Annotated in this window: 19 protein-coding genes; 17 read left to right on the forward strand and 2 right to left on the reverse strand. The window is 59.5% G+C overall.

Translation table 11 applies throughout. From position 1 onward, the window contains the following. The 4 genes from NXT3_RS19610 (at position 1) to NXT3_RS19620 (ending at position 5,708) form a co-directional block, all read left to right on the forward strand. Entirely contained in the window at positions 1-675 is a 675-nt protein-coding gene (locus NXT3_RS19610) for a hypothetical protein (RefSeq protein WP_104840081.1), read from the forward strand. A 390-nt stretch (positions 676-1,065) separates the two neighbouring features. Continuing rightward, positions 1,066-2,715, forward strand: coding sequence for a Glu/Leu/Phe/Val dehydrogenase dimerization domain-containing protein (locus tag NXT3_RS19615; RefSeq protein WP_104840082.1), 1,650 nt, complete (start codon positions 1,066-1,068; stop codon positions 2,713-2,715). Between the two features lie 145 nt (positions 2,716-2,860). After that, positions 2,861-3,727: a PAS-domain containing protein gene (locus NXT3_RS32510; protein WP_234828141.1), complete on the forward strand. Its 867-nt coding sequence runs from the start codon at positions 2,861-2,863 to the stop codon at positions 3,725-3,727. Next, entirely contained in the window at positions 3,645-5,708 is a 2,064-nt protein-coding gene (locus NXT3_RS19620; protein WP_234828142.1) for a hybrid sensor histidine kinase/response regulator, read from the forward strand. The genes NXT3_RS32510 and NXT3_RS19620 overlap by 83 nt, the downstream gene beginning before the upstream one ends. A 130-nt stretch (positions 5,709-5,838) precedes the next feature. Here NXT3_RS19620 and NXT3_RS19625 read toward each other — a convergent pair whose 3' ends face one another. Beyond that, positions 5,839-6,534, reverse strand: a complete 696-nt coding sequence (locus NXT3_RS19625) for a GntR family transcriptional regulator (protein WP_199773364.1) — start codon at positions 6,532-6,534, stop codon at positions 5,839-5,841. A gap of 3 nt (positions 6,535-6,537) precedes the next feature. Here NXT3_RS19625 and NXT3_RS19630 point away from each other — a divergent pair, with 3 nt between their 5' ends. From NXT3_RS19630 to NXT3_RS19685, 12 genes are all read left to right on the forward strand, one after another. Continuing rightward, the gene (locus NXT3_RS19630; protein WP_234828143.1) at positions 6,538-7,917 is read left to right on the forward strand and encodes a CapA family protein; all 1,380 of its coding nucleotides are present in this window, start codon (positions 6,538-6,540) and stop codon (positions 7,915-7,917) included. Positions 7,918-8,364: 447 nt separating this feature from the next. Further along, entirely contained in the window at positions 8,365-9,522 is a 1,158-nt protein-coding gene (locus NXT3_RS19635) for an amidohydrolase family protein (RefSeq protein ID WP_104840084.1), read from the forward strand. After that, on the forward strand, positions 9,519-10,562 hold the full coding sequence (locus tag NXT3_RS19640; protein ID WP_104840085.1) for an amidohydrolase family protein: 1,044 nt from the start codon (positions 9,519-9,521) through the stop codon (positions 10,560-10,562). Before NXT3_RS19635 ends, NXT3_RS19640 begins: the two co-directional genes overlap by 4 nt. A gap of 30 nt (positions 10,563-10,592) precedes the next feature. Beyond that, on the forward strand, positions 10,593-11,018 hold the full coding sequence (locus tag NXT3_RS19645; RefSeq protein ID WP_104840086.1) for a Rieske (2Fe-2S) protein: 426 nt from the start codon (positions 10,593-10,595) through the stop codon (positions 11,016-11,018). An 85-nt stretch (positions 11,019-11,103) separates the two neighbouring features. Continuing rightward, positions 11,104-12,060 (forward strand): PDR/VanB family oxidoreductase, encoded by a 957-nt coding sequence (locus tag NXT3_RS19650; RefSeq protein WP_104840087.1) that lies wholly within the window; start codon positions 11,104-11,106, stop codon positions 12,058-12,060. Positions 12,061-12,159: 99 nt separating this feature from the next. Next, on the forward strand, positions 12,160-12,933 hold the full coding sequence (locus NXT3_RS19655) for a VOC family protein (RefSeq protein WP_104840088.1): 774 nt from the start codon (positions 12,160-12,162) through the stop codon (positions 12,931-12,933). After that, entirely contained in the window at positions 12,909-13,901 is a 993-nt protein-coding gene (locus tag NXT3_RS19660) for an NHL repeat-containing protein (protein WP_234828144.1), read from the forward strand. The genes NXT3_RS19655 and NXT3_RS19660 overlap by 25 nt, the downstream gene beginning before the upstream one ends. A 674-nt stretch (positions 13,902-14,575) precedes the next feature. Continuing rightward, entirely contained in the window at positions 14,576-15,604 is a 1,029-nt protein-coding gene (locus NXT3_RS19665) for an oligopeptide/dipeptide ABC transporter ATP-binding protein (RefSeq protein WP_104840089.1), read from the forward strand. 51 nt (positions 15,605-15,655) lie between these two features. Then, complete coding sequence (locus NXT3_RS19670; RefSeq protein ID WP_158665368.1) at positions 15,656-17,212, forward strand: ABC transporter substrate-binding protein; 1,557 nt, start codon at positions 15,656-15,658, stop codon at positions 17,210-17,212. Then, on the forward strand, positions 17,202-18,215 hold the full coding sequence (locus tag NXT3_RS19675) for an ABC transporter permease (RefSeq protein ID WP_104840091.1): 1,014 nt from the start codon (positions 17,202-17,204) through the stop codon (positions 18,213-18,215). Before NXT3_RS19670 ends, NXT3_RS19675 begins: the two co-directional genes overlap by 11 nt. Further along, positions 18,212-19,141, forward strand: a complete 930-nt coding sequence (locus NXT3_RS19680; protein ID WP_104840092.1) for an ABC transporter permease — start codon at positions 18,212-18,214, stop codon at positions 19,139-19,141. The genes NXT3_RS19675 and NXT3_RS19680 overlap by 4 nt, the downstream gene beginning before the upstream one ends. Before the next feature lie 24 nt (positions 19,142-19,165). Continuing rightward, on the forward strand, positions 19,166-20,170 hold the full coding sequence (locus NXT3_RS19685; protein ID WP_104840093.1) for an ABC transporter ATP-binding protein: 1,005 nt from the start codon (positions 19,166-19,168) through the stop codon (positions 20,168-20,170). Positions 20,171-20,300: 130 nt separating this feature from the next. Here NXT3_RS19685 and NXT3_RS19690 read toward each other — a convergent pair whose 3' ends face one another. Continuing rightward, positions 20,301-20,756 carry a MarR family winged helix-turn-helix transcriptional regulator gene (locus NXT3_RS19690; protein ID WP_104840094.1) on the reverse strand — a complete coding sequence of 152 codons (456 nt, stop codon included), beginning with the start codon at positions 20,754-20,756 and terminating at the stop codon, positions 20,301-20,303. Positions 20,757-21,107: 351 nt separating this feature from the next. On the opposite strand from NXT3_RS19690, the gene NXT3_RS19695 reads away from it, so the two are divergent. Beyond that, a complete protein-coding gene (locus tag NXT3_RS19695; protein ID WP_104840095.1) occupies positions 21,108-22,352 on the forward strand; it encodes an MFS transporter in 1,245 nt (414 codons plus the stop codon). Positions 22,353-22,401: the final 49 nt, after the last annotated feature.

Below are 22,401 nucleotides of genomic sequence, written 5' to 3' on the forward strand. Positions count from 1 at the left end.
ATGGGCAGCTTTGTCACTGGGATCGATGTTCTCTTCAAGATAAGTCTTGCCGTGATTGCTGCCTATGTCAGTTATCAATTCAGTGCCCTCAAGCAGCAGAACGATGACATCAAACTCGTTGTCGAGCTGGCGTTCGATGGAGAAGCCCGCACAGCCACCGCTGGTGTCGTGTTGGCAGGGAAGTATGCCGAGCAGGAGCGTATCCCAGCGGAGCTCTATGCTTCGATCGTTGCATCTGCCAATTCCAGTGGCAATGCCGCTCTTCGGGAGACTGCGAATAATAGCGCAGATGCAGTCGCGCAGACGAACGAGGTCGTCGCCCAACAGGTGACGCAGGCACTGGAAGCTCTTCCTGTCCGCGTCTATTTCCACATCAGTCGAGAAGTCGACCGCGCGAAAGCAGGAGAGATCGAAGACTTACTGCAGGAGCAAGGCAGATCTTTCAGCTCACAGTCCGTTATTGTGCCGGGTATTCAATTCATCAATCAGCCGAAGAGCCAAACTGAGGTGCGCTGCTTCAAGAAAGAGGAATGTGCCGCTTTGGGCGGCAAGTTGGTTGAATTCCTCGACGGGGTTGGGATGCAGGCAAAGCTGGTTGACCTGAGCGATCGATACGGAACGTCAAAAAATATCCGGCCAAACCATTTCGAAATCTGGTTCGCGGCTCTTTCTTGAGAAACTCGAACCGAGTTCTGGCTTCCGCGACGAATTGGGCAAGGGAGGAAGCAATGTCTCCAAGTGCGGGTGACACTTTGAGTTCAATGTTGCCTCGTTGGTCGAACGCAAGAGCCGCTACACCCTTGTGTTTTCAAGAGCCCCCGGGTGACTGCGCAATGCTCCGTCACGTCACGAACGACGGTGTTCTCGTTCTGTGCTGCGAAAGTCGCATAATGTATCACCTGGAACCAACCAGCTGTACACGCAACGTTAGCTGACTTTGCACCGCCACGAGATGATGCCACCACACCTACGGCTGATGCGACACGATCCCATGACAGGCAAGATTCAGCAACCACCACAAACCTGATATACTCCCGTGGGCGGCCGTCCGGAGGGAGGCAAAGCATGAGCGATCAAACAGTGCGCATATTGCTTGTCGAGGATAACCCGCTTCACGCGAAGTTGATCCAAAGACTGCTCGACACCGAAATGCAGTTGCGCAGCGAGGTCGTGTCCCTGGATCGCCTGGCCGATGGGCTTGCACAGCTTCAGCTGGGCGCGACTGATCTGGTGCTGCTCGATCTGATCCTGCCCGATAGCCAAGAGCTGGAGACGCTGTTCAGGATCCGATCGGCTGCCCCGGATGTCCCAGTGGTGATCCTGACGGGACTCGACGACGTGAAGCTCGCGTCGCGAGCGGTCGAGGCAGGTGCCAGCGATTTTCTCTTGAAGACCCGGCTCAACGGCATCGCGCTCGACCGCGCCATCCGCTACACGCTGGCGCGCAAGCGCGCTCATGGCGGCGAGTGGGATTCACCGATGTTCCGCCTCGCTCAGCAACAGTTCCTGAAGGCCGCCCAGATCATGAATCTGGACGACAACATCCGCCAACGGCTGCTGTTCCCGCAACGCACCCAGGTAGTTTCGTTCCCCTTCTTCCGCGACGATCGCGCGCAGGTCGAGACCGTCTTCGGCTACCGGGTGCAGCATGTCCTGACGATGGGGCCGACCAAGGGCGGCATCCGCTACCACGAGGATGTCGATCTCGGCGACGTGGCGGCTCTGGCGACCTTGATGACCTGGAAGTGCGCGCTGATGCGGTTGCCCTTTGGCGGCGCCAAGGGTGGTGTGCGCGTCGACCCTACCATTCTTACGAAAAGCGAACTGCAGCGGCTGACCCGGCGCTACACGGCCGAGATCATCGACATCATCGGGCCTGACAAGGACATTCCGGCGCCCGACATGGGAACCGACGAGCAGGTGATGGCCTGGGTGATGGACACGTACAGCCAACAGGTCGGCCACGCGGTTCCGGCGGTGGTCACTGGCAAGCCGGTCGTGCTCGGTGGCTCGCTCGGGCGCAAGGAGGCGACCGGGCGCGGATTGGTTTATGTCATCGAAGCCGCGGCCGAGACGATCGGGCTGGATCCGGCCAAATCGACCGCCGTCGTTCAGGGGTTCGGCAATGTCGGCAGCTTCGCGGCGCGCTTCTTGGCCGAGGCGGGCGTCAAGATCATCGCTGTCAGCGACGTCTCGACAGGGCTCTACAACCCCGGCGGTCTGACAGTGGGTGCACTCTTGGAGTATGTAGCCAAAAACCGGGTGCTGGCGGGCTTTCCCAATGCGGAGCCGATCTCGAACGCCGAGCTTCTCGAACTGGAATGTGATGTCCTGGTGCTGGCGGCCCTGCAAAATCAGGTGACCGCCGAGAACGCTGAGCGGATCAAGTGCCGGTTGCTCGCCGAAGGCGCCAACGGCCCCACCACGCTGGAAGCTGACGAAATCCTCAATGAGCGTGGAGTGCAGATCATCCCCGACATTCTCGGCAATGCCGGCGGAGTGACCGTTTCCTATTTCGAGTGGGTGCAGGGTCTGCAGAACCTGACCTGGACGCTCGAAGAGATCAATCACCGGCTCAAGGCGATCTTACTCGATGGTTTCGGGCGCACGCGCCGGCGTGCGGAAGATGACCAACTGGATTTGCGTACAGCTGCCTTGATCGAGGGGATCGCCCGCGTCACGGAAGCCAAGCTGCTGCGGGGTTTATTCCCATAAGGAGCCTGAACATCCCACCCGGATGCGGAGGGATCTAATGACCAAGAATACCGACATTGCATCCGGCACCGAGCAGGCACTTGCGGAGGAGCTAGAAGTTGCCCGGGCCGCACAGGCGCGGGCAGAAGCGGCGCGCGACAGTCTCTTGGACGGCATCGAGTCCGCTTTGGAAGGATTCGTTCTTTATGACGCCGACGACCGAATGGTCGCATTCAACTCGCGCTTTGAAAAGCTGTTTGCCCCCAGGGTGGCGATCGGAATGCGCTTCGAGGACCTGATACGCTCCGCTGTGGAGCATGGGTTGGCCCCAGTTGGCGAGCTCAACGTGGAGGAGTGGGTTGCGCAACGAATGGAGCGGCACCGCAATCCGGGTCCGCCATTCAAGCTCAGGCTCAACAATGGAATGTGGATTCGCATCAGCGAAGGCCGAACCCGCGATGGCGGCCTGGTGGGCGCCTATACCGACATTACCGAACTGGAGGAACAGCGCGAGCATCTCGAGGAACTGGTCAAGACGACCGAGGCTGCAACCGAGCGAGCCAAAGCGGCGCAAAGGCAACTGCTCGACGCAATCGAATCGTCACTGGAGGGTTTCGCCCTCTATGACGCCGATGACCGATTAGTTGTCTACAATTCGCGCTACCGAGATTTCTTTTCAGGGCCGGAGCGTGCCGTCCTTCCTGCCGAACCATTTGCCGTCGAAACGCCGGGCACGCCGTTCGAGCTGGTGATCCGTACCTTTGCGGAAAGCGGCCTGTCGCCACTGGACGGCCAGACGGTCGACGAGTGGATTGCCCAGCGCCTCGAGCGCCACCGCAATCCGCGCGGACCCTTTAATTTGAAGCACAAGGACGGGACCACTATCCGCGTCAGCGAGCGCAAGACCAGCGACGGCGGAACGATATGTGTCTATTCCGATATCACCGAGCTTGAAGAGCACCGCCATCGCCTGGAGGTCCAAGCGCACGGTCAAGCTGGAGCGGCGGACGGAGCAACTACGCAAGTCGCGTGAGGAGCTTGAGCGCGCACGCGACGCGGCCGAGCAGGCGAGCATCGCCAAGAGCGAGTTCCTTGCAAATATGAGCCACGAGATCCGCACCCCGATGAACGGCGTGATCGTCGCGGAACTGCTCGAAGGCACCGAGCTTTCCGAACAACAGCGAAGATATGTCTCGATCATTCTCCATTCCGCCGACACGCTGATGGACCTGATCAACGACATTCTAGACTTCTCTAAAATCGAGGCCGGGAGATTGGAGCTCGAGGCGATCCCGTTCGTGCTGCGCGACACGTTGGGCGATACGCTGCAAACGCTCGCCAAGCGCGCCGCCGACAAAGGCCTCGAGCTTGCCTGCCATATCCCTCCCGAGGTGCCGGACCATTTGGTCGGTGATCCAACAAGGCTCCGGCAGATCATCGTCAACCTTGTCGGCAATGCCATCAAGTTCACAGAGAATGGTGAAGTGGTGGTCGATGTCACGCTGGAAGGGCAGAAGGACGACGGGACACGCCTTCAGTTCCAGGTGCGCGACACCGGCATTGGCATCCCGGAACCACAGCAGGAGCGAATATTCGAGGCTTTCGCCCAAGCCGATACATCAACGACGCGGCAATACGGCGGCACTGGCCTTGGGCTGGCGATCGCTGCGCAACTTGCCGAGAAGATGGGCGGGCGCATGCAGCTCGAGAGCACGCCAGGCGCGGGCAGCGTCTTCACATTCGCTGCCGATTTTGGGCTCGCGCCGGAGGAAAAGAAGGCGCGTCCCCTGCGCGAGGCAGAACTACGCGGTCGGCAGGCCCTGGTGGTCGACGATAACGCCACCAATCGCCAGATTCTCGAGGAAATCGTCGTGAACTGGGGCATGATTCCGATCGTCGCCCCGGACGGCGTGGCGGCGCTCAACGCCCTTGAACGGGCTTCCGGTGCTCCGCCGGACCTCGCGCTTCTCGACCTGATGATGCCTGGAATGAGCGGGTTCGAACTTGCGGCTTGCATGCGGCTCCGCCCAGGTCTCAAGGAGATGCGGATCGTCATGATGTCGTCGGCGGGCCGGCCAAGTGACGAGGCGCTGCTGCGCAGACTGGATGTCTCCAGGTTGCTGGTAAAGCCTGTCAAACAGTCCGATCTCCTGAACGCGATCACCGACGCCCTTGGGGTCTCGATGCGGGAAGACGAGGGTGAGGGCCACGCCAGCGCGGCGCACCTGCGGACGAGCCCGGGGCTCACCGTGCTGCTTGCCGAGGACGGGGCGGTCAACCGGCAGGTCGCAGTTGATCTTCTGACGAAACGCGGGCACCGGGTTGTGGCCGTCGGGAATGGCCAGGAGGCAATTGAAGCGGTCGAACGCGGCAATTACGATTTAGTGCTCATGGACGTGCATATGCCGGTCATGGACGGGCTCGCCGCGACCGCCGCAATCCGGGCGCTCGCTCAGTCCGGCAAGGCTCGTGTGCCGATTGTCGCGCTGACCGCCAGCGCGACGGCTGCCGATCGTGAGCGCTGTCTCGCGGCAGGAATGGATGGCTATGTCACGAAACCATTTCGCGCCGCCGAGTTGTTCCGCGTCGTCGAACAATATGACCCGATGCGGGTTCCGCTTCCCGAAGAGCAGGTAACCGCCGTCCTTACGCAGCCGGCGGCTGCCGACGCGTCGGTGCTGGATTGGGAGCGTGCCCTGCGCAATCTCGATCGGAACGAGGCACTCTTGCGCGAATTGGCGGCAATGTTCCTCATCGAGTATCCGAAGCTGATCGCCGCTCTCGACGCGGCGTATGCCAGCGGCGATGCTGCGGAGTTGCGGCGTGCAGCCCACACCTTGAAGGGCTCGGCGGACGTGGTCGGCGCCGACGGCGTCGTGACGGCAGCACAGCGGCTTGCAGATTTGGGCCGCGAAGGAAATCTTGCGCCCGTTCCAGAGGCACGGCGCGCACTGAAAGCCGAGCTAGATCGCCTTGAGCCGGCACTCCAGCGAGCGATGTTGGACGCCGAGTAAAGCGCTCCTACTAGATGGAGCGGGCAGTCGCTGGATTCGGCCTAAAGCTTATTCGCGGACCCTGTCACATGTATACGGGTGATGGAGACCCGCAGGTCACTCGCATTCCGCGTCAACGACTTGTGAGGGCTCATGAAACTTTGATCCCCCGGGCGCGCAAGCTCCTTTTTCCATCCGTCAACGATTGTACCAGTCGCTCACACGCCGCTTGTATGTGCGACCTGGTTAGCTCGACCGCATGATCGACGCGCCCCCGACGCAACGCGTCCAAAACGGCGCGATGTTCGCTCCAGCCTTGATTGGACGCGCTGATCTCGATCCAACGCACCCGCAACAATCGTGTCATGCAGTCGCTGATGCCCCTGGTGATGAACTCATTCTTGGCCAGTGAACCGATCTTCAAGTGGAAACGGCGAGCGGCATCGTCGTTTTCCTCCTGTGTTGACGATGGGGTGACCGAATTCAAGATTGCCTCTATTTCCGCAAGGTCCGACGGCGTGATCATGGGCCCACCGATTTCGAGTGCTGCAACCTCCAACACCTCTCGGTAGGTGAAGAGCTGTTTGATTTCATCAAGATCTATTGGCGGCACGATCCAACCCCGCCCTTGCCGTGCAACGAGCCCCTCGGCTTCCAAGCGAAACAGCGCTGTGCGGACAGATGTTCTGGAGGTTTGAAGTTGGCCCTCGAGCCAGCGCTCGGTGAGGCGCTCTCCGGGTCCGATATCCATGTCCAAAATCATTCTGCGAAGCCGGTCCTCGCCCATCTGCGTTTGCGTCAACAAGATTTCCTCCTTGTTCTGCGTTGACAACCGAAGCTCGGCCATCTTATGTACTCCAAATTGGTATACCAAAACGGAGGATTTGTCGTGCCAAAAGTTAGCATTCTTGCTACAGGCGACTCCATGCTCACGCAACGCATCTCGCGCAATCCCGACGGCGATTTCCTCGCCCTCGTCGACATGCTGCGCAAGACCGATGTCACCATCACCAACGTGGAAATGGTCTTTCCCGGTCGCGGCAGGATGGCGTCGACGACAATGCATGGCATCCCGTGCGGCGTGGAGCCCGAGTTGCTTTCCGAGTTCGAGTGGCTGGGCGTCGACATTTATGGTCTGGGACATAACCATGCGACCGACTACGGGGTTTCCGGGCTGGTATCCTCGATCGAAGCTCTCGAAGCGCGCGGTCTGACCTACGCCGGAGTGGGGCGGACATTGCAGGAAGCGCGCGCTCCTCGTTACTTTGATGCGCCAGGATGCCGGGTGGCCTATATTGCCGCCGGCTCAAGCAACGCCAGGCTCTGCCTCGCTGCGGATCCGAGCGTCGGTGACGTCGGACGCCCGGGAATTGCGCCGGTCCGAGTGCAGAAAACCCACTACATCCAAAAGGAACGGTTTGCGGAACTCCGCGAGATTCTTGCGGAGGCAGGTGTCAATGTCGAAGCGAAGGGGACCACTGCTCCCGGCATCCATTTCCCCTATCCCGACAAGAACGTCTACGACCCGCCGCCGCCCGGCGGATTTGCCGTGGAAGGCGTCAATTTTGCGCCAAGCGATGCCTCGCGAGTTCAGACCGACGCTCTGGAACGTGACGTCACGGCACTCGAGGCCTCGGTATCCGAAGCATCTCGTCAGGCAGACCTGGTCTTCGTTGGCCTCCACTGCCATGAAGGCCTCGGTGGGCGCTGGAACAGTGAGGTTCCAGCTGAGTTCCTGCAGCCGCTCACGCATCGGCTTATCGACGCTGGCGCGCACGGGATTTTCGCCCACGGGCCGCATATGTTGCGCGGTCTGGAACTCTATGCCGGCAGGCCGATTTGCTATTCTCTCGGCAACTTCATTTTCAATGTCGAGACCTTCTCCTCCTTCCCGCTGGAGGTCTACGAACAGCAAGGCATGCCACTTTCCTCCACGCCGGCCGATCTCTTCGACGTCGTGACGGGCTATGGTGCTCAGCCGAAATTCTGGGAGTCGGTTGTCGCACGCTTCACATACGAAGACGGCGTACTCGCCGACAGCGAATTCCACCCGATCACACTGGGACGAGATACGCCACGAAGCCGCAGGGGCTGCCCGCAGCTGGCATCGGCCGAGGACGGCGAACGCATCCTTGCCCGCCTGAACGAACTATCGAAACCGTTTGGTGCTGACTTGGATATCGTTCGCGATGGCGACCGTTACGTCGGCAAGCTTAAGGTGGGAGCCTAAAATACAGTTTTCCTGAAGGTTCTACGGCGGCGCGACAGCGCCGCCTAGACGTACATCATTTGCGCGGCACACAACGTCGGGATCTTCTCCGGCGTGCATAGCTGTCGCAATCTCGTGCTTTTCGAAGCAGTTTGGCAACATGCGGTCGAGCGAAAGAACGACCCTGGCCGCCCCCAACCGCGCTTCCGGCGTTGAAATTCGAAGCACTTCGCATGTGAGCCCAGGCCCGCGCGGGCCGTCGCGACCGTTTCCACGCCAGTTATTCCAGCAGATCCTGAGTGGATGACACGCTGCCGCATCAGCAATTTCTGCCGGCGAGCGAGCATTTCATCCGCCTCGTTTGACAAACGCCAATTTCCCCATTGACAAATAAAAATATACAGGCAAACTGATGATTATATCAGTCAGACTGATTAGTTTTCGCAACACGTCCTCGGGAGGAATACCGTGACGACGACAGCTTTCGCTCGGCCGCAAACGCCCGAAGGTGGACTCGACCCCATCGATGTCAAAGTGATCGACACTGATGTTCACGTTGAGCCACGTTCTTTCGAAGAACTTATCGATTACATGGACGCTCCGTGGAAAGACCGTACGCTGAAGGCGCGAGTCCCGTTCAGGCGCGCAGGCTTCACCACCTTCGATGTGGCAGGCCGGATGGATGCCTATCCGACGACCGGCGACCTCGGCTCGGATCCGGACATGGTTGCGGGACATCTTTTCCAGGACGACCCGATTGACTACGCGATCCTGCTACCCTGGAGCCTGCGCGGCTTCACGGTCGATCCGGCCCTGGACACCGCCCTGGTGAAGGCCGTCAACCAGTGGCTCTCAGAGACCTGGCTGTCGAAGTACAACACCGAGAACCGGTACGTCGGATCGATCTCGGTTTCCGTTGAAGATCCGATCGGCGCGGTCAGGGAAATCGAGAAGTGGGCCGGGCATCCGGGCTTCCGGCAGGTGGCGATCAGTCACTACGGTCCTCGGCCGTTCGGCCATCCGATGTACGACCCGATCTGGGAAGCAGCCGCGCGCCACGGCTTGCCAGTGTCGATCCACTTTAAGGGCGGCGCTACGCAGCCGCTGGGATGGACGTCGACAGGGCCGCTGCAGTATTTCGTCGAATATCATTCGTTGATCGCGCCCATGGCCTACGCCACGCACATGGCGAGTTTCATCTGCAATGGCGTGTTGGACCGTCATCCGGGCCTGCAGTTCCTGTTCTTGGAAGGCGGTTTTCTTTGGTATCGGCCGTTCATCGACCGGATGACCCGCCACTGGCAGAAGACGGGACAGGAATTCTCCGCCGCCAAGACGCCGCAGCAATATGTGCTCGACCACTTCCGCTTCGCGACGCAGCCCGTCGAGGAGGCGACCGATCCGCAGCACATCGCAACGCTGTTCGAGGAGGCCGACGCCGGTGACCTTTTGATGTTCTCCAGCGACTATCCGCACTACGACTATGACCCGCCGAGCAAAGCGCTTCCGCGGGCGTTGGACGACGAAGCCAAGAAAAAGATCATGGCTGGTAACGCGTTGGATTTCTTCAAATTGCCAAAGACACGTCCGGCAGACCGGTTCGATCGTAAGGAGGGTCGGGTATGATTATCGACTGCGCAGTTCATCCCGTACTCGAGAGCGAGCGGTTCAACGAGTTCGTCGGCGGCCCGTGGAATTTGCGGCAGCTGCCAACGCTCTTCGGCGAAAAATATGGAGCGCCCTTCGACCAACTGGCGGTACCCGCGGAACAGGCTTCGAGCCCGTCGGCGGTGGCCAGGCAGATGCGAGAAGCTGGCATTGACCTTGCGGTCCTTTGCCCGACGACGTTCGGCTACTGGCCCAACCCGCATCAGGCAATTGCCGTCGCCAACGCCGCCAATCGAATGCTCGTCGAGGATTGGTTGAATGCTCCGGAATCCGGCAAATCATTCCTTGGCTCCATTCGCGTGGCGATGAACGATGTCGATGCGGCCTTGAAGGAAATCGATCTTTGGGCCGATGATCCTCGCTTCGTGCAGATCGTGGTACCCGCACGTGCTTTGGCGACCTATGGCGAACAGCGCTTCTTCCCGATCTGGCGGGCCGCGGCAGAACGTGGGCTTTCCGTCTTTATCCACGACGATTTGTCGGCCGTTGTCGAGCCGCCGCCGACCCAGGTCGGCTTCCCAAGCTTCTATGCCGAGATCCACGCGCTTCGCCCATTGTCGGGCATCGTCAATCTCACCAGCATGATCGTGTCCGGCGTGTTCGATCGCTTGCCTGAGCTTCGCGTGGTGCTTGGCGACGTCAGCGTCCATGAGGCGAGGGCGTTGGCAATCCGAACGTTTAAGGATTGGCAATCCGACCGCGTCGAGGTCCCGTGGATGAAAAAGGATCCGACGGAATACTTCGAAAGCAATGTTCGCTTCGTCTACCAGCCCGAAGATGAACTTTCTCCACACAGCCACCGCGCGACCGGTACGCTGGGTGGTGACAATTCCTCGCTCGTGGTTTTTGGTAGCCGCCACCCGTACTGGGATGGCGTCAGTCCGCATCAGATGTTCCCCACGTGGCCGGAGAACGAGCGGTCCCGTTGTTTCGCCGACAACGCCCTCAAGTTCTACCCGCGCCTTAAGGGGCTGGTTTCGGCCGAGTTGGCCGTTTGAGCATCCACGATTGAACACGGGATTAAGAACATGCGGTACGTAGTGGGAGCAGTCGCCGATATTCCGCCCGGCGCCTCGACGATTGTCTATCCGGACAAGGTGAAGAGTGGGATCGGCGTTTTCAACATCGGTGGAGAGTTCTACGCGTTGAAAAACACCTGCCCGCACATGGGCGGCCCGCTCTGCAAAGGCAGGGTCCGGGGCACGACCGACGCCGACGTTTCGGATGAAAATCGTGTCGCCATGCATTGGGTTCGCGACGGCGAAATCATCGCTTGTCCCTGGCATCATTGGGAATTCGACATCAAGACAGGGCGCACGCTGTTTGAATCAAGGCAAAAGGTTCGAAGCTATCCCGTCACGGTCGAGCCGCCAGAGGTGCTTGAACGCCTGAAAGCCGGGGTCGAGACGGTCCCGGTGTCGATCGACGGAGCGACCGTCGTGCTGGAGATCTGATCGGACTGCCCGATGTTCGCGCGCAGAGGAGTGCGCGCGAACATCGGCCACAACAGAACTTCGCCTGAACATTGAGGATACGTCGATGTCTGAGAGAGACTTCGAACTTGTCGTCACCTGTGTGGAGCAGGTGGCCAAAGAGGTCCTGCGTCTTTCATTTGCTCGCAAGGACGGTGCGGAGCTTCCAGCTTGGGAGGCAGGCGCGCACGTGGATCTGCGTTTCGAGGCGAAGGGGGTGGAGTACGTTCGCCAGTATTCGCTTTGCGGCCGACCCGGCGATCGACGCACCTGGCAGGTGGCGGTTCTGCTCGTAGCCAACGGCCGGGGAGGATCCGCTCATATCCACGAGGCACTGACGGTCGGCGATACGGTCCGGGTTGCAGGGCCACGCAACAATTTCGCACTCGCCAAAGCCAAGCGTTATCTGTTCATCGCTGGCGGCATTGGGATCACTCCGATCCTCGCGATGCTTGAAGAAGCGACCGCTTCGGGCGCCGATTGGCGTCTCGTCTATTGCGGCCGATCCTCTGAGACGATGGCCTTCAAGGACGACGTGGTTCGCTACGGCCCTGAAAGGGTTGTATTCCACGAAAGCGGAAAGCAGGGCAAAGCGGATCTCGACAAACTGGTTGCCGAGACCGATCCCGAAACCGCGATTTACTGCTGCGGACCGGAATCGATGCTCCAGGCGATCGACCACAGCTGCGCGGCGCATCAACGCAACGCTCACATGGAGCGCTTTTCCGCCTCCGGAAGCATCGTGGAGGGCGAGAGCACTGCCTTCGAGGTCGAGTTTTCTCGCTCCGGCATCGTTCTTACCGTCCCCGAGGATCGTTCGATCCTGGAGATGGCCGAGGACGCAGGTATCGATATCGATTCCTCCTGTCAGGAGGGCGTGTGCGGTTCCTGTGAGACGAGAGTGATCTCGGGCACGCCGGATCATCGTTGTTCGGTGCTGGGCGCAAAAGAGCGCGCCGCCGGAAAAACGATGATGGTGTGTGTGTCGAGATCGTGCTCGGCGCGTTTGGTGCTCGACGCGTAATCCGCGCCAATCGCAGCGGTTGAACCACGGGAAAGACAAACGCAGGTAAATCTGCGCGTGGATTGAGTGAATGGATCAGTTAGTGGTGAGGAGAGAACAATGAGTGCTGAAGCTGCCAAGACAAGCGGAACCGAAACCCTGCCTCGCCATCGCCGGATTTTGCAGGAAGCGGGGGCGGCGGTCGGGCGTATCTCCGGGATCAACCACCTTGTCCTGTTTACCAACGACATGAACGAAGGCGTGCGCTTCTATCGGGATCTGCTCGGACTTCGTGTCGTGCGCACCCAGCGCTTCGTCACGACGGGCGAGGGCCTGCGGTCCTCGGCCCATCACTCGAGCGGTTCGGCAATCGGCGCCGCAGACGAAAGCTCGTCGATCGCTGTCGAGATTGAAGTTCGCCAGGTCTTCTTTGAAATGGGCAACGGGGAGCTGTTTTCCCTTTATGAGGCGCCGACCGTCGCTGAGCATCCAGACGCACCCGTGAGTTCGGTCCTTTGGCCATCGGCGGACAAAGGCCAGTGGAGCCAACCCGTTCTGCCTCAGAAGATGGACCACCTCTCGTTCGACGTTCGCTCGCACGCTGACGTGGTCTGGTTTCGTGAGCATTTGCTGTCACACGGTGTAACGGTGTCGGAGGTCTCCGAGCGGCGCGGCACCAACAACAGGCATCGGTTCATTTCGTCGATATACTTCTCCGACCCGAGCGGCAACCCGCTCGAGATTTCCTCGTTCGACGCCGGGGATGTTGCCTGGCAATCCTATGACTTTTCGGACTGGTTCATCGACGAGGATCCTGTGCCCGCGCTCCTGCATGATGCGAGCGATGCATCAGAAACCCTCGTCCCCAATTGGGTGTCATCGGCGGAAAAGTGAACAGCGTGCGATACGAAGAGATCCATGAGTGGGGCGAGGAACGTTGGGAGAGTGACGTCACCGGCGTGGCGGTCGACTCTCGCGATCGGGTCTATGCCCTGCGGCGCGGGAAAGACGCGGTCACGATATTGGATCCGAACGGCAAGATTTTGGATCGCTGGGGTCATGAATGCTTTTCAAACCGGCCCCATCATATTTCGATCGGCCCCGACGACAAGATCTACATCGCTGACGACGGTGGTCATCGGCTCTACGTTTTCGATCTCGACGGGCGCCTTTTGCACACGATCGGTGATGGTATGGCGTCTCAAACCGGATACGCCGAAGACGGGTCTCCGAGCGCAGATATTCCGCTGGAGCAGGTTCGGGGAGGCGCGCCGTTCAATCGGCCCACCAAAGTGGTGCTGTCACCGGATGGAAAACTCTTCGCCAGTGACGGCTACCGGAACTGCCGGGTGCACCGGTTTTCCTCTGATGGGGCGCTTGAACGTTCTTGGGGTGCTTTCGGTGCTGACTTGGGATGCTTCGTGATACCGCACAGCGTCGCGATTGACAGTGCCGGTCGCGTTCTGGTCTGCGATCGGGAGAACGATCGAATACAGCTGTTCTCGCAAGACAGTGAGCTGCTGGAGGCGTGGGACGATGTCCAGCGGCCGACCGACGTTGCGATGGACCAAAGCGGGCAGTTATTTGTGACCGAGCTCCCAAGAGGCCCGAAAGACCTGAAGTCGTGGCGGCTTGGGCCAGCAACCGAGGAACTGCCCGGCCGCCTGACGATCCGCTCTAAGGACGGCGCCATCAGCGCGCACTTGAGTTTTCCCGAATTCGAGTTCCATGCCCCACATGCAGTCGCTGTCGATTCCGTCGGCGCGATCTATGTGGCGGAGGTGCCGGATTCGTTCGCAAAGTATACCGGCAAGACGCCGAGGCCACAGCGGTGCCTGCGAAAGTTCGCGCTTCGAGGGTGAGCCCGCATAGGTTTTGTCGGCGTCCGAGGATGTCGGGCGAACTGAGTAAGGCTATTCGGCTCAGCGAGGATGATTTCGGTGCTTCATCTCACGGGCACCTCGTTTGGAACTTGAACGTCAATAACAGACACGGTCCGCCGCGAAAAAGAATTGACGAATGCAAATATTCAGGTAGACTGATCAGTGTTATCTGGCTAAACCGCGCCGAGGAGGGCGCTGAGCGAGATCGAGCTCTTGGAACAGTAGGAGGAGTTTATGAGGCCATTTGGATTCGGTGTGGCGGTTCGCGTATGGCGGCCGGTTACGGTTCTTATCCCGGTGCGCTGACAGCTCGGCTGTTCTGTAGTTTCTTGTAGAACCAGGAGAGCATTGAAGCGCCAATGTTTCACCTGAGCTTTCTGTGGCCATTCGGCGACCGATAACTTGCGCAGTGACAAACACCAAAGTCGATCAGCGGGGGAGCAGGAGTTGTCCCTTTGGGCTCTGGCGACTCTATTTATACAGTTGATCTGATCAGGCAAGCGGGATTTTATCCCGGGAGGCAACAATGAAGAACCGCAACGCACGAAGAATTTGTCCGGGTAGGACTGCAGGATTCGAAGATGTCTTAGGCGAGCGTCTCGGCTCGAACCCTGCTGCAGGGCTGTTCAACGTGCACAGGGTGGCTCGCTGACATGTTGGCTAATCCACAACAAATCCTGCAGGCGGGCGCAGCACGCCCAGACCCCGCCTCCCAGCCGATCCTTGAAATCGACGGCTTCTCGGTCATCTTTGGCGGAACGCGTGGCCGTGGTGGACTTGTCGCGGTCGATAAGGTGTCGCTCAACGTCGGCAGCGCCCAGACTGTAGCGCTGGTTGGTGAGTCCGGTTCCGGCAAGTCAACTCTTGGTCTTGCGGTGATGCGCCACTATCTTGCCGCCACAGGGGCAATCCGCTTTGAGGCACAGGACATTGCGACGTTCGATAAGGCGCAACTGAAAGCCTACCGTCGCCAGGTCCAGATGATCAATCAGGACCCTTACGCCTCACTTAGCCCTCGCATGCGGATCCGGGACATCATCGCGGAGCCGATGAAGGCCCACAACATGTACGAGGGGCCCGGTGAGCGTGATTTGGAAATCGAAAAGCTCGCAGCCCAATGCGGCCTTCCGGCCGGCCTTCTCGATCGCTTCCCCGATGCATTGAGCGGCGGGCAGCGGCAGCGCGTCGCGATTGCCCGTGCGCTCGCTTTGCGGCCGAAATTAGTCGTTGCCGACGAGCCGACCAGCGCGCTGGACGTATCCGTCCAGGCGCAGATCTTGAAGCTGTTGCAGAAGCTCAAAGACGAGTTCGGAGTCTCATACCTGTTCATCTCCCACAATCTGGCGGTGGTGCGCCAGGTTGCCGATGAAGTCGTCGTTCTTCTGTCGGGCAAGGTCGTGGAGCGCGGTCCAACCGAGGCCTTGTTCTCCAAGCCATGGCATCCGTACTCCCGCTCGCTGATCGACGCGATCCCGGTACCGGACCCGGATGCGCCCTTTGCCTTCAATGTCGGTCAGGCACGGAGTTCCCGCCGCGCGCTCGTCGCCGGCTGTCCTTTCAGTGATCGCTGCGCCTTCGTGACGGAGGTTTGCAAAGCTCAGATGCCGCCGCTTGAGGAAAAGGCGAACGGGCAGCGCGTCGCCTGCTGGCATGCCGACGCCATCAATCTCGACAAGAAATAACCCAAAGTTGAACGTGGAGGAGAAACAATGGGAAATCAACGAAATAGCCTGATGACGACAACAACCTGGTTGGTCGGCGCCCTTGCGGCCACGGCGATCATGGCGGGCAACAGTGCGCAAGCCGCAGATTGCGCGGAAATGGGCGGCGAAGGGGACAAGTGTCTTGCCATCGCTTCGGCACTGGAGCCTGGAAGCCTCTATGTCATCCGTGATGGCGACGACGGTAACACGCTTGTCAACTGGAGCATCAACGAGCCGCTGGTTGACCGTGACGCGAGCGGCGCGCTGGTGCCCGTGCTCGCCGCCGAGTTGCCGGTCCCGGATGCGAAGGACCCGACGATCTGGCATGTCAAACTGCGCGAAGGCATCAAGTTCACCAATGGAGAGCCCTTCAACGCCGCAGCCGTCAAGCACAACATCGATCTCGTCGCGAACCCTGATTTCGGCGCCTCGATCAACGGGATCGAGACCCTTAAGACGGCCAAGGTGATTGACGACCACACCGTGGATATCGTCACCAAGGAGCCCGACCCATGGCTGCTCTACCGGATTTCGACGCTGCGTTTCGTGCCTCCGGAAGCCTCGAAGGACGCCACGGCCTACTCGCAACATCCGGTCGGTACCGGCCCTTACAAATTTGTTCGATGGGACAAGGGCCAGCGGATCATCCTCGAAAAGAACGCCGACTATTGGGGAGGCGATAAAGCCGAAATGGATCGGGTCTCGTTCGTGTTCATCCCGGAAGCGGCCACGCGGATTTCTGCGCTGAAGGCCGGCGAAGTGGACATGGTTTCGTCGCTGACGCCAGAGGATGCCGCCAAGGTCCCGAAGGTGATCACGTCCTCCAATGCCGCCAACGGCACCTATCTTCGTTTCAACCTCGAAACCCCTCCCTACGACAACAAGGCCTTCCGGCAAGCGCTGATCTATGCGATCAACCGAGATGCCCTGAATGAGTACCTCTGGGCCAAACAGGGCTCGGTCGAGGCCTGCCAGACGCTGCCGCCGGGCGAAGTCGGTTTCAACAAGAGCCTGCAAGCCTATCCCTACGATCCGGAAAAGGCCAAGCAACTCCTGGCGCAAGTTAAACTGCCCGAGGACTTCGTCGTGAGAGCGGTGTTTACCACTGGCGGTTACCTGCCCAAAGACAGCGAAACCGGTCAGGCCATTGCAGCGGACTGGGAAGCGATAGGTCTCAAGACCAAGATCGAGTATGTCTCGAGCGACAAGTGGCTCGATGACATCCTTGCCGGCGGCGAAAAGACCAAACCTGATAGCCCGGCTCCCATGACCTACGTGCAGCTGGACTATCACAGCATGTACGCCGCGCGCATCACCAGCCGTATCTTCTCACGCACAAACAAGATGTCGGGCCTCGGGACCTCGTATCCAGAGCTAGACGCCGCACTTGCGACCGCTCAGGGGTCGTTTGATGTGCCGAAGGCGACTGCCGCTTTCGAGCAGGTCTACAAGATCGGCTGCGATGAAGCGCTCTACATTCCGCTGATCGACTACCCCGACATCTGGGGCGCCGTCGAGGGTGTGAATTACGAAGCCGGGCCGGGCGTCCTCACCCGTATTCATTTGGATCGTGTCCATGTCGACTAAGATAATCTCAACCAACACCGGGACGGGGCTGAACAAGCCCCGTACGTTCCGGGATCGGATACCAGCCTGGTTTGACAATTCAACGCTCTCCTGGCTGGGAGGGCGACTGTTGACGAGCGTCGTCGCCGTTGCCGTCGTGATGACGGCGGTGTTCCTTGTCACCCGTCTTATTTCCGATCCGGCCAGGCGAATGCTGCCACTTGGTGCAAGCCAGGAGCAGATCGACGCCCTCAATGCCACGCTCGGGCTCAGCGATCCGCTCTATGTCCAGTACATCCACTTCCTGGGGGACCTCGTTACGCTCAATCTGGGCGAGTCGATTTGGTATCATTTGTCATCGCTCGAAGTAGCACTCGGTCGGTTGCCTTCCACGCTTTCACTGCTCGCAATCGCATTGGGCATCAGCATCGTCGTTTTTGTGCCGATGGGAATTCTGGCGAGCACGCGGCCGGGCAGTCTTGTCGATCGGCTCGTGACGGGCGTGTCGCTGGCTGGATTGTCGGTTCCGCAGTTCTGGTTGGGCGCGATGCTGGTCCTGGTCTTTTCGGTCGGTCTCGGTTGGTTTCCGACCTCGGGTGCGGGGTCGCTCAGCCACGCCATCCTGCCGGCTGTCACCTTGTCTTTGTCCCTTGGAGGACGGCTTGCCCAGGTGACGCGGACTTCGTTTCTCGACCAAGGCAAGATGCCCTACGTCACGATGGCCCGCGCCAAGGGGTTTTCTTCCCTCTACGTGCTGAGAAAGCATGTGCTGCGCAACGCGCTTCTCCCGATCCTGACGATCATTTCGTGGGATTCGGCGCGGATGATCACAGGTCACGCCGTCATCGTCGAGGTCCTGTTCGCGCGACCCGGGTTCGGCCGCCTCGTAATCGAATCCGTCAAACGGCAGGACTTCACGCAGCTTCAGGCCTGCGTATTCGTTGGCGCCGTCGTGATCGTGATCGTCAACATCCTGACCGACATACTTGCACGCATCGTGGAACCGAGGAGAGCGTCCAAATGATCAAATTGTCGAGACAATCACGCTCCTCCCAAGCCGCCGTCTCGGCGCGGAAGTCACGCAGCCGCCTGTTCAGAAAGGTGGTCGGGGACAAGGTTGTCCTGGCGTCGATCATCTTTCTCTTCGCTTTGGTGGCCGCGACCATCGTCGCCAAGCTGGCAGGCGTCGATGCCTCAACCGCCCGCATTGCCGAGCGGCTTCTTGCGCCCTCGTGGGAGCATCCGCTGGGAACCGACGGTCTGGGGCGCGACATTCTGATGCGCACGATCCTCGGCGCATACAACTCGATCGTCATCGGTCTGGGTGCGGTTTTGATCTCCGGAACGATCGGGACTGCGATGGGCATTCTCGCAGGCTACTTCGGCGGCAAGTGGGACGCGTTTATTATGCGTCTGGTGGAAATCCAGTTCGCCTTCCCCAACCTTCTTCTCATCGTCGCGGTGGTCTATTTCTTCGAGGCAAGCGTGTCGATCCTGATCGTGGTTTTGGCGGCCGTCTACTGGATGGTCTTTGCGACCGTCGTCCGATCGGCCGTGATGACGGCAAAGACCAGCCTGTTCGTGCGCGCCGCGCATTTCGCCGGCTGTTCGACCTCCACAATCGTGGCCCGTCACATCCTGCCAGCAGTGGCGCCGATTATCCTGACCCAGGCCATGCTTGAATTCGCTGCGGTCGTGCTTGCAGAATCGGGTCTGTCATTCCTTGGGCTCGGCGTACAGCCGCCCGCCGCATCATGGGGCCTGATGATTGCGGAAAGCCATGACTACATGGAAGACGCTTGGTGGAGCGTCTTTTTCCCAGGCCTCGCCATCGTTCTAACCGTGCTCGCCGCCAACCTGATCGGCAGCGCCTTCCGCGTCTGGCTTGACCCGCGTCAAAACAGCGAAAGGAACGCCGAAGACGTCACCAAGACCGAGGTCACGGTCTAACCCGAAAAGGACGGGAGAGAGAAAATGCAGACAGAGTTGTTAGCCCCGGATCGAAAGTCGATTACAGTCGGCGATGCATTGCTGGAAGTCGAGGGCCTTCAGGTGACGTTCGGCGATGCCTCTGATCCGCGGGCCGTGCGCGGAGTACAAGGAGCATCATTTTACGTTCGCGCTGGAGAAACACTCGGGATTGTCGGTGAATCGGGTTGCGGAAAGACCATGTCGGCGATGGCCGTGATCGATTTGTTGCCTGAGTTCGCCAAGGTAACCGGCGGCACAATTTCCTGGAAGGGCCGTGTATTGAACGCTCGGGAGGCGCGACGTCTCCGTGGGCGGTCCATCGCATTGATCCCGCAGGACGCGATGACTGCACTCAATCCCCTTCTAACGGTCGAGTCACAGATCGCGGAAGTGCTACGCAAGCATATGGGAATGCGCGGCAGCCAGGTTCGATCGCGAATAATGCAATTGCTCGAACTGGTGCGGATTGACGAACCCGCGCGCATCGCCGCTCAGCGTCCTTGGCAATTATCAGGTGGCATGGCTCAACGCGTCGTGATTGCAATGGCACTGGCCGCTGAACCCGAGCTTATCATTGCCGACGAGCCCACGACGGCGCTCGATGTGACCGTTCAGTCAGAAATTCTCGCGCTGCTGCATAGCCTGCAGACTGAGCTTCATCTGGCATTGGTGATGATCACCCATGACTTGGGGGTCGTGGCCCACATGACCAACCGAACGGCCGTTATGTACGCGGGGCGTGTCGTTGAAACGGGGCCTACGCGCGAGCTCTTCAGAGCGCCGGCACATCCTTACACACGAGGGCTGATTGCGGCCACGCCGCATCCCTTTGTCCGACAAGAGATGGTCGGCATTCGCGGTCAGGCGCCGCTGGCCCTGGTCAAGGAAGACGGCTGTAGTTACCGCGACCGCTGCGATCGCGCCACTTCCGCATGTGCGGTGCGCCCGGATTTGGCAAGCCACCACACTGAAGAGCAGCGCGCGGTAGCGTGCTGGTATGCCGATTAGCCGCGTTTGGCCCCGACTTTCCAGACAGGGCTGCTCCGCCCCCAAGGAGCGCCTTCCCTTTCAGAAACTAGGGCGAGGAGGCCTGCAGGGGCGCGCTCAATTCAGCGCCCCTAGATCGCCGCAGCCAAGTTCACTCGGACTCGATGATCCTGTTAATAAGCGCCAATCCACGCTCGAGATCATGACGGTCGCGATCGTCCAGATGGCGAATGATCAATGTCGTCAGCCAGTCCTCGCGCATCGCGAAAATGTCTTCGAGCGTCTTAGTGCCTTTTGGCGTCATTTCGAGCAGCATTTGCCGGCCGTCGGTCGGATGCGGGCGTCGACCAATCAATCCGTCTTTTTCGAGAGCCTTGACGGTTGCCGTCATTGACTGGGGTCGAACGCGCTCAGCCGCTGCAAGGTCATTGGTACTCAACGCGCCGCGTCGTTGAAGGTGACCCAGTACGGTGAGTTGCGAGAGAGGCGGGCCTGCCTCTATGCGAACCCGCCTTGCTCCTCGTCCCAGAATGTCGCGCAGCTGGAACGCGAGCCGTGTCGCGGAGCTTCTTTCATCCTCGGATTCTATCACCTGTTTTTTCTGCAAGGCTCAGTCACTCCTTTAATATGCAATGCAGTATTCTCAAACGAACGACAGATCGAGCTCTTGAATTCACTTGCGCCGCTCCCACTCATCGCGATCGGAGCCGCAGGTACTCCAAGATTCTGAGGAACGAAGGACGTCCGTCGAGATACTACAAATCTCGCTTCAAGCTAGCGCTCGGACAGTCATTTGCCAAGTGTAATATTCAGGCATACTGATCAGGACTGCCTCATTATCGAAGCGACGCTCCCCCTCAGTTCTGAAAATCCAAGCGAGCATCAGCGCGCGTTGACAGTTCGCTTGAACTCTGATTTATGGTGTTCCAGTTTGGTATACCAAGTGTGGACGCTTCTTATGGACTCGGCTCCTCATTCCGCTGGCGACAACTACTGGCAGCGCAACCTTGCGATCTGTGTGTTCGGGTCCTTCGCAACTATTTTTGCGATGACTCTCGTTCTCCCATTCTTGCCCATCTACGTTGAGCAGCTCGGAGTGGAGGGACATGCTGCCGTGGCGCAGTGGTCCGGTATAGCTTACGGCGCGAACTTCCTTTCGGCGGGCCTGATCGCCCCGCTTTGGGGACGTCTGGGCGACAGGTTCGGGTATAAACCCATGCTTCTCCGAGCCAGCTTAGGGATGGCGCTGTTAATGCCGCTTATGGGGCTCGCGACCGATATCTGGCAGTTCGCAGGATTGCGCCTTCTCGCAGGGATCGCTGGTGGCTATGCATCCGGAGCTGTAATCCTAGTCGCAGCTCAAACGCCGAAAGCGCGCTCAGGCTGGGCCCTTGGTTTGCTGGCCTCCGGCGTCATGGCTGGAAATCTTCTGGGACCATTAATCGGTGGCTCGCTGCCGCCCTTGATAGGCCTTCGGCCGATCTTTTGGGCGGCCGGTGGACTGATTTTTGTCGCCTTTGTTGCCACGCTGTTTTTCGTCAGAGAGATGCCGAAGACCCGACCGCCCTTGACGGAGGATCAGACGAGTGGGTGGTCGCAAATTCCCAACAAAGGCATCATCATGACGATGATGTGGACCGGCCTTCTATTAATGGTCGCGAACCTATCGATTGAGCCAATAATAACAGTCTACGTTCGTTCTCTTGTCCAGAATGTGGGATCTGGGTCGGTCTTCGGTGAAAATACCGCCCATGTGACGTTTCTTGCCGGTCTTGTGGTATCGGCAGCGGCACTTGGAAGCATCCTTTCGGCTTCATGGCTGGGCAAGGTCGCGGACCGCTTGGGTCATGCCAAAGTAATTACCATGGCACTTGCAATGGCAGGATTGTTGGTGATCCCCCAAGCCTTCGTTACACACGGATGGCAATTGATCGGTTTGCGCTTCCTTATGGGGCTGGCTCTGGGGGGATTGTTGCCATGCGTCGCCGCCGTGATCCGTCACAACGTTCCGCAGAACCTGGTTGGCACGGTGCTCGGCTATTCGCTGTCCTCGCAGTTTGCCGGACAGGTGTTGGGCCCATTGATGGGCGGGTTCGTCGCAGGCCACATCGGCACCAGGGCGGTATTCTTCGGAACCGCCGCACTGCTTTTCCTCGGCGCTGCGTGCAATTTCAAAGTCCTGCGCGCCTCCAGGCACGCTTGAGGCTCATCCGACAACCTCAGGTGCGGTCAGATGTTGCGAGACATAGGCA

Origin of the sequence: Sinorhizobium fredii (assembly GCF_002944405.1) — a bacterium.
Lineage (GTDB): Bacteria > Pseudomonadota > Alphaproteobacteria > Rhizobiales > Rhizobiaceae > Sinorhizobium > Sinorhizobium fredii_C.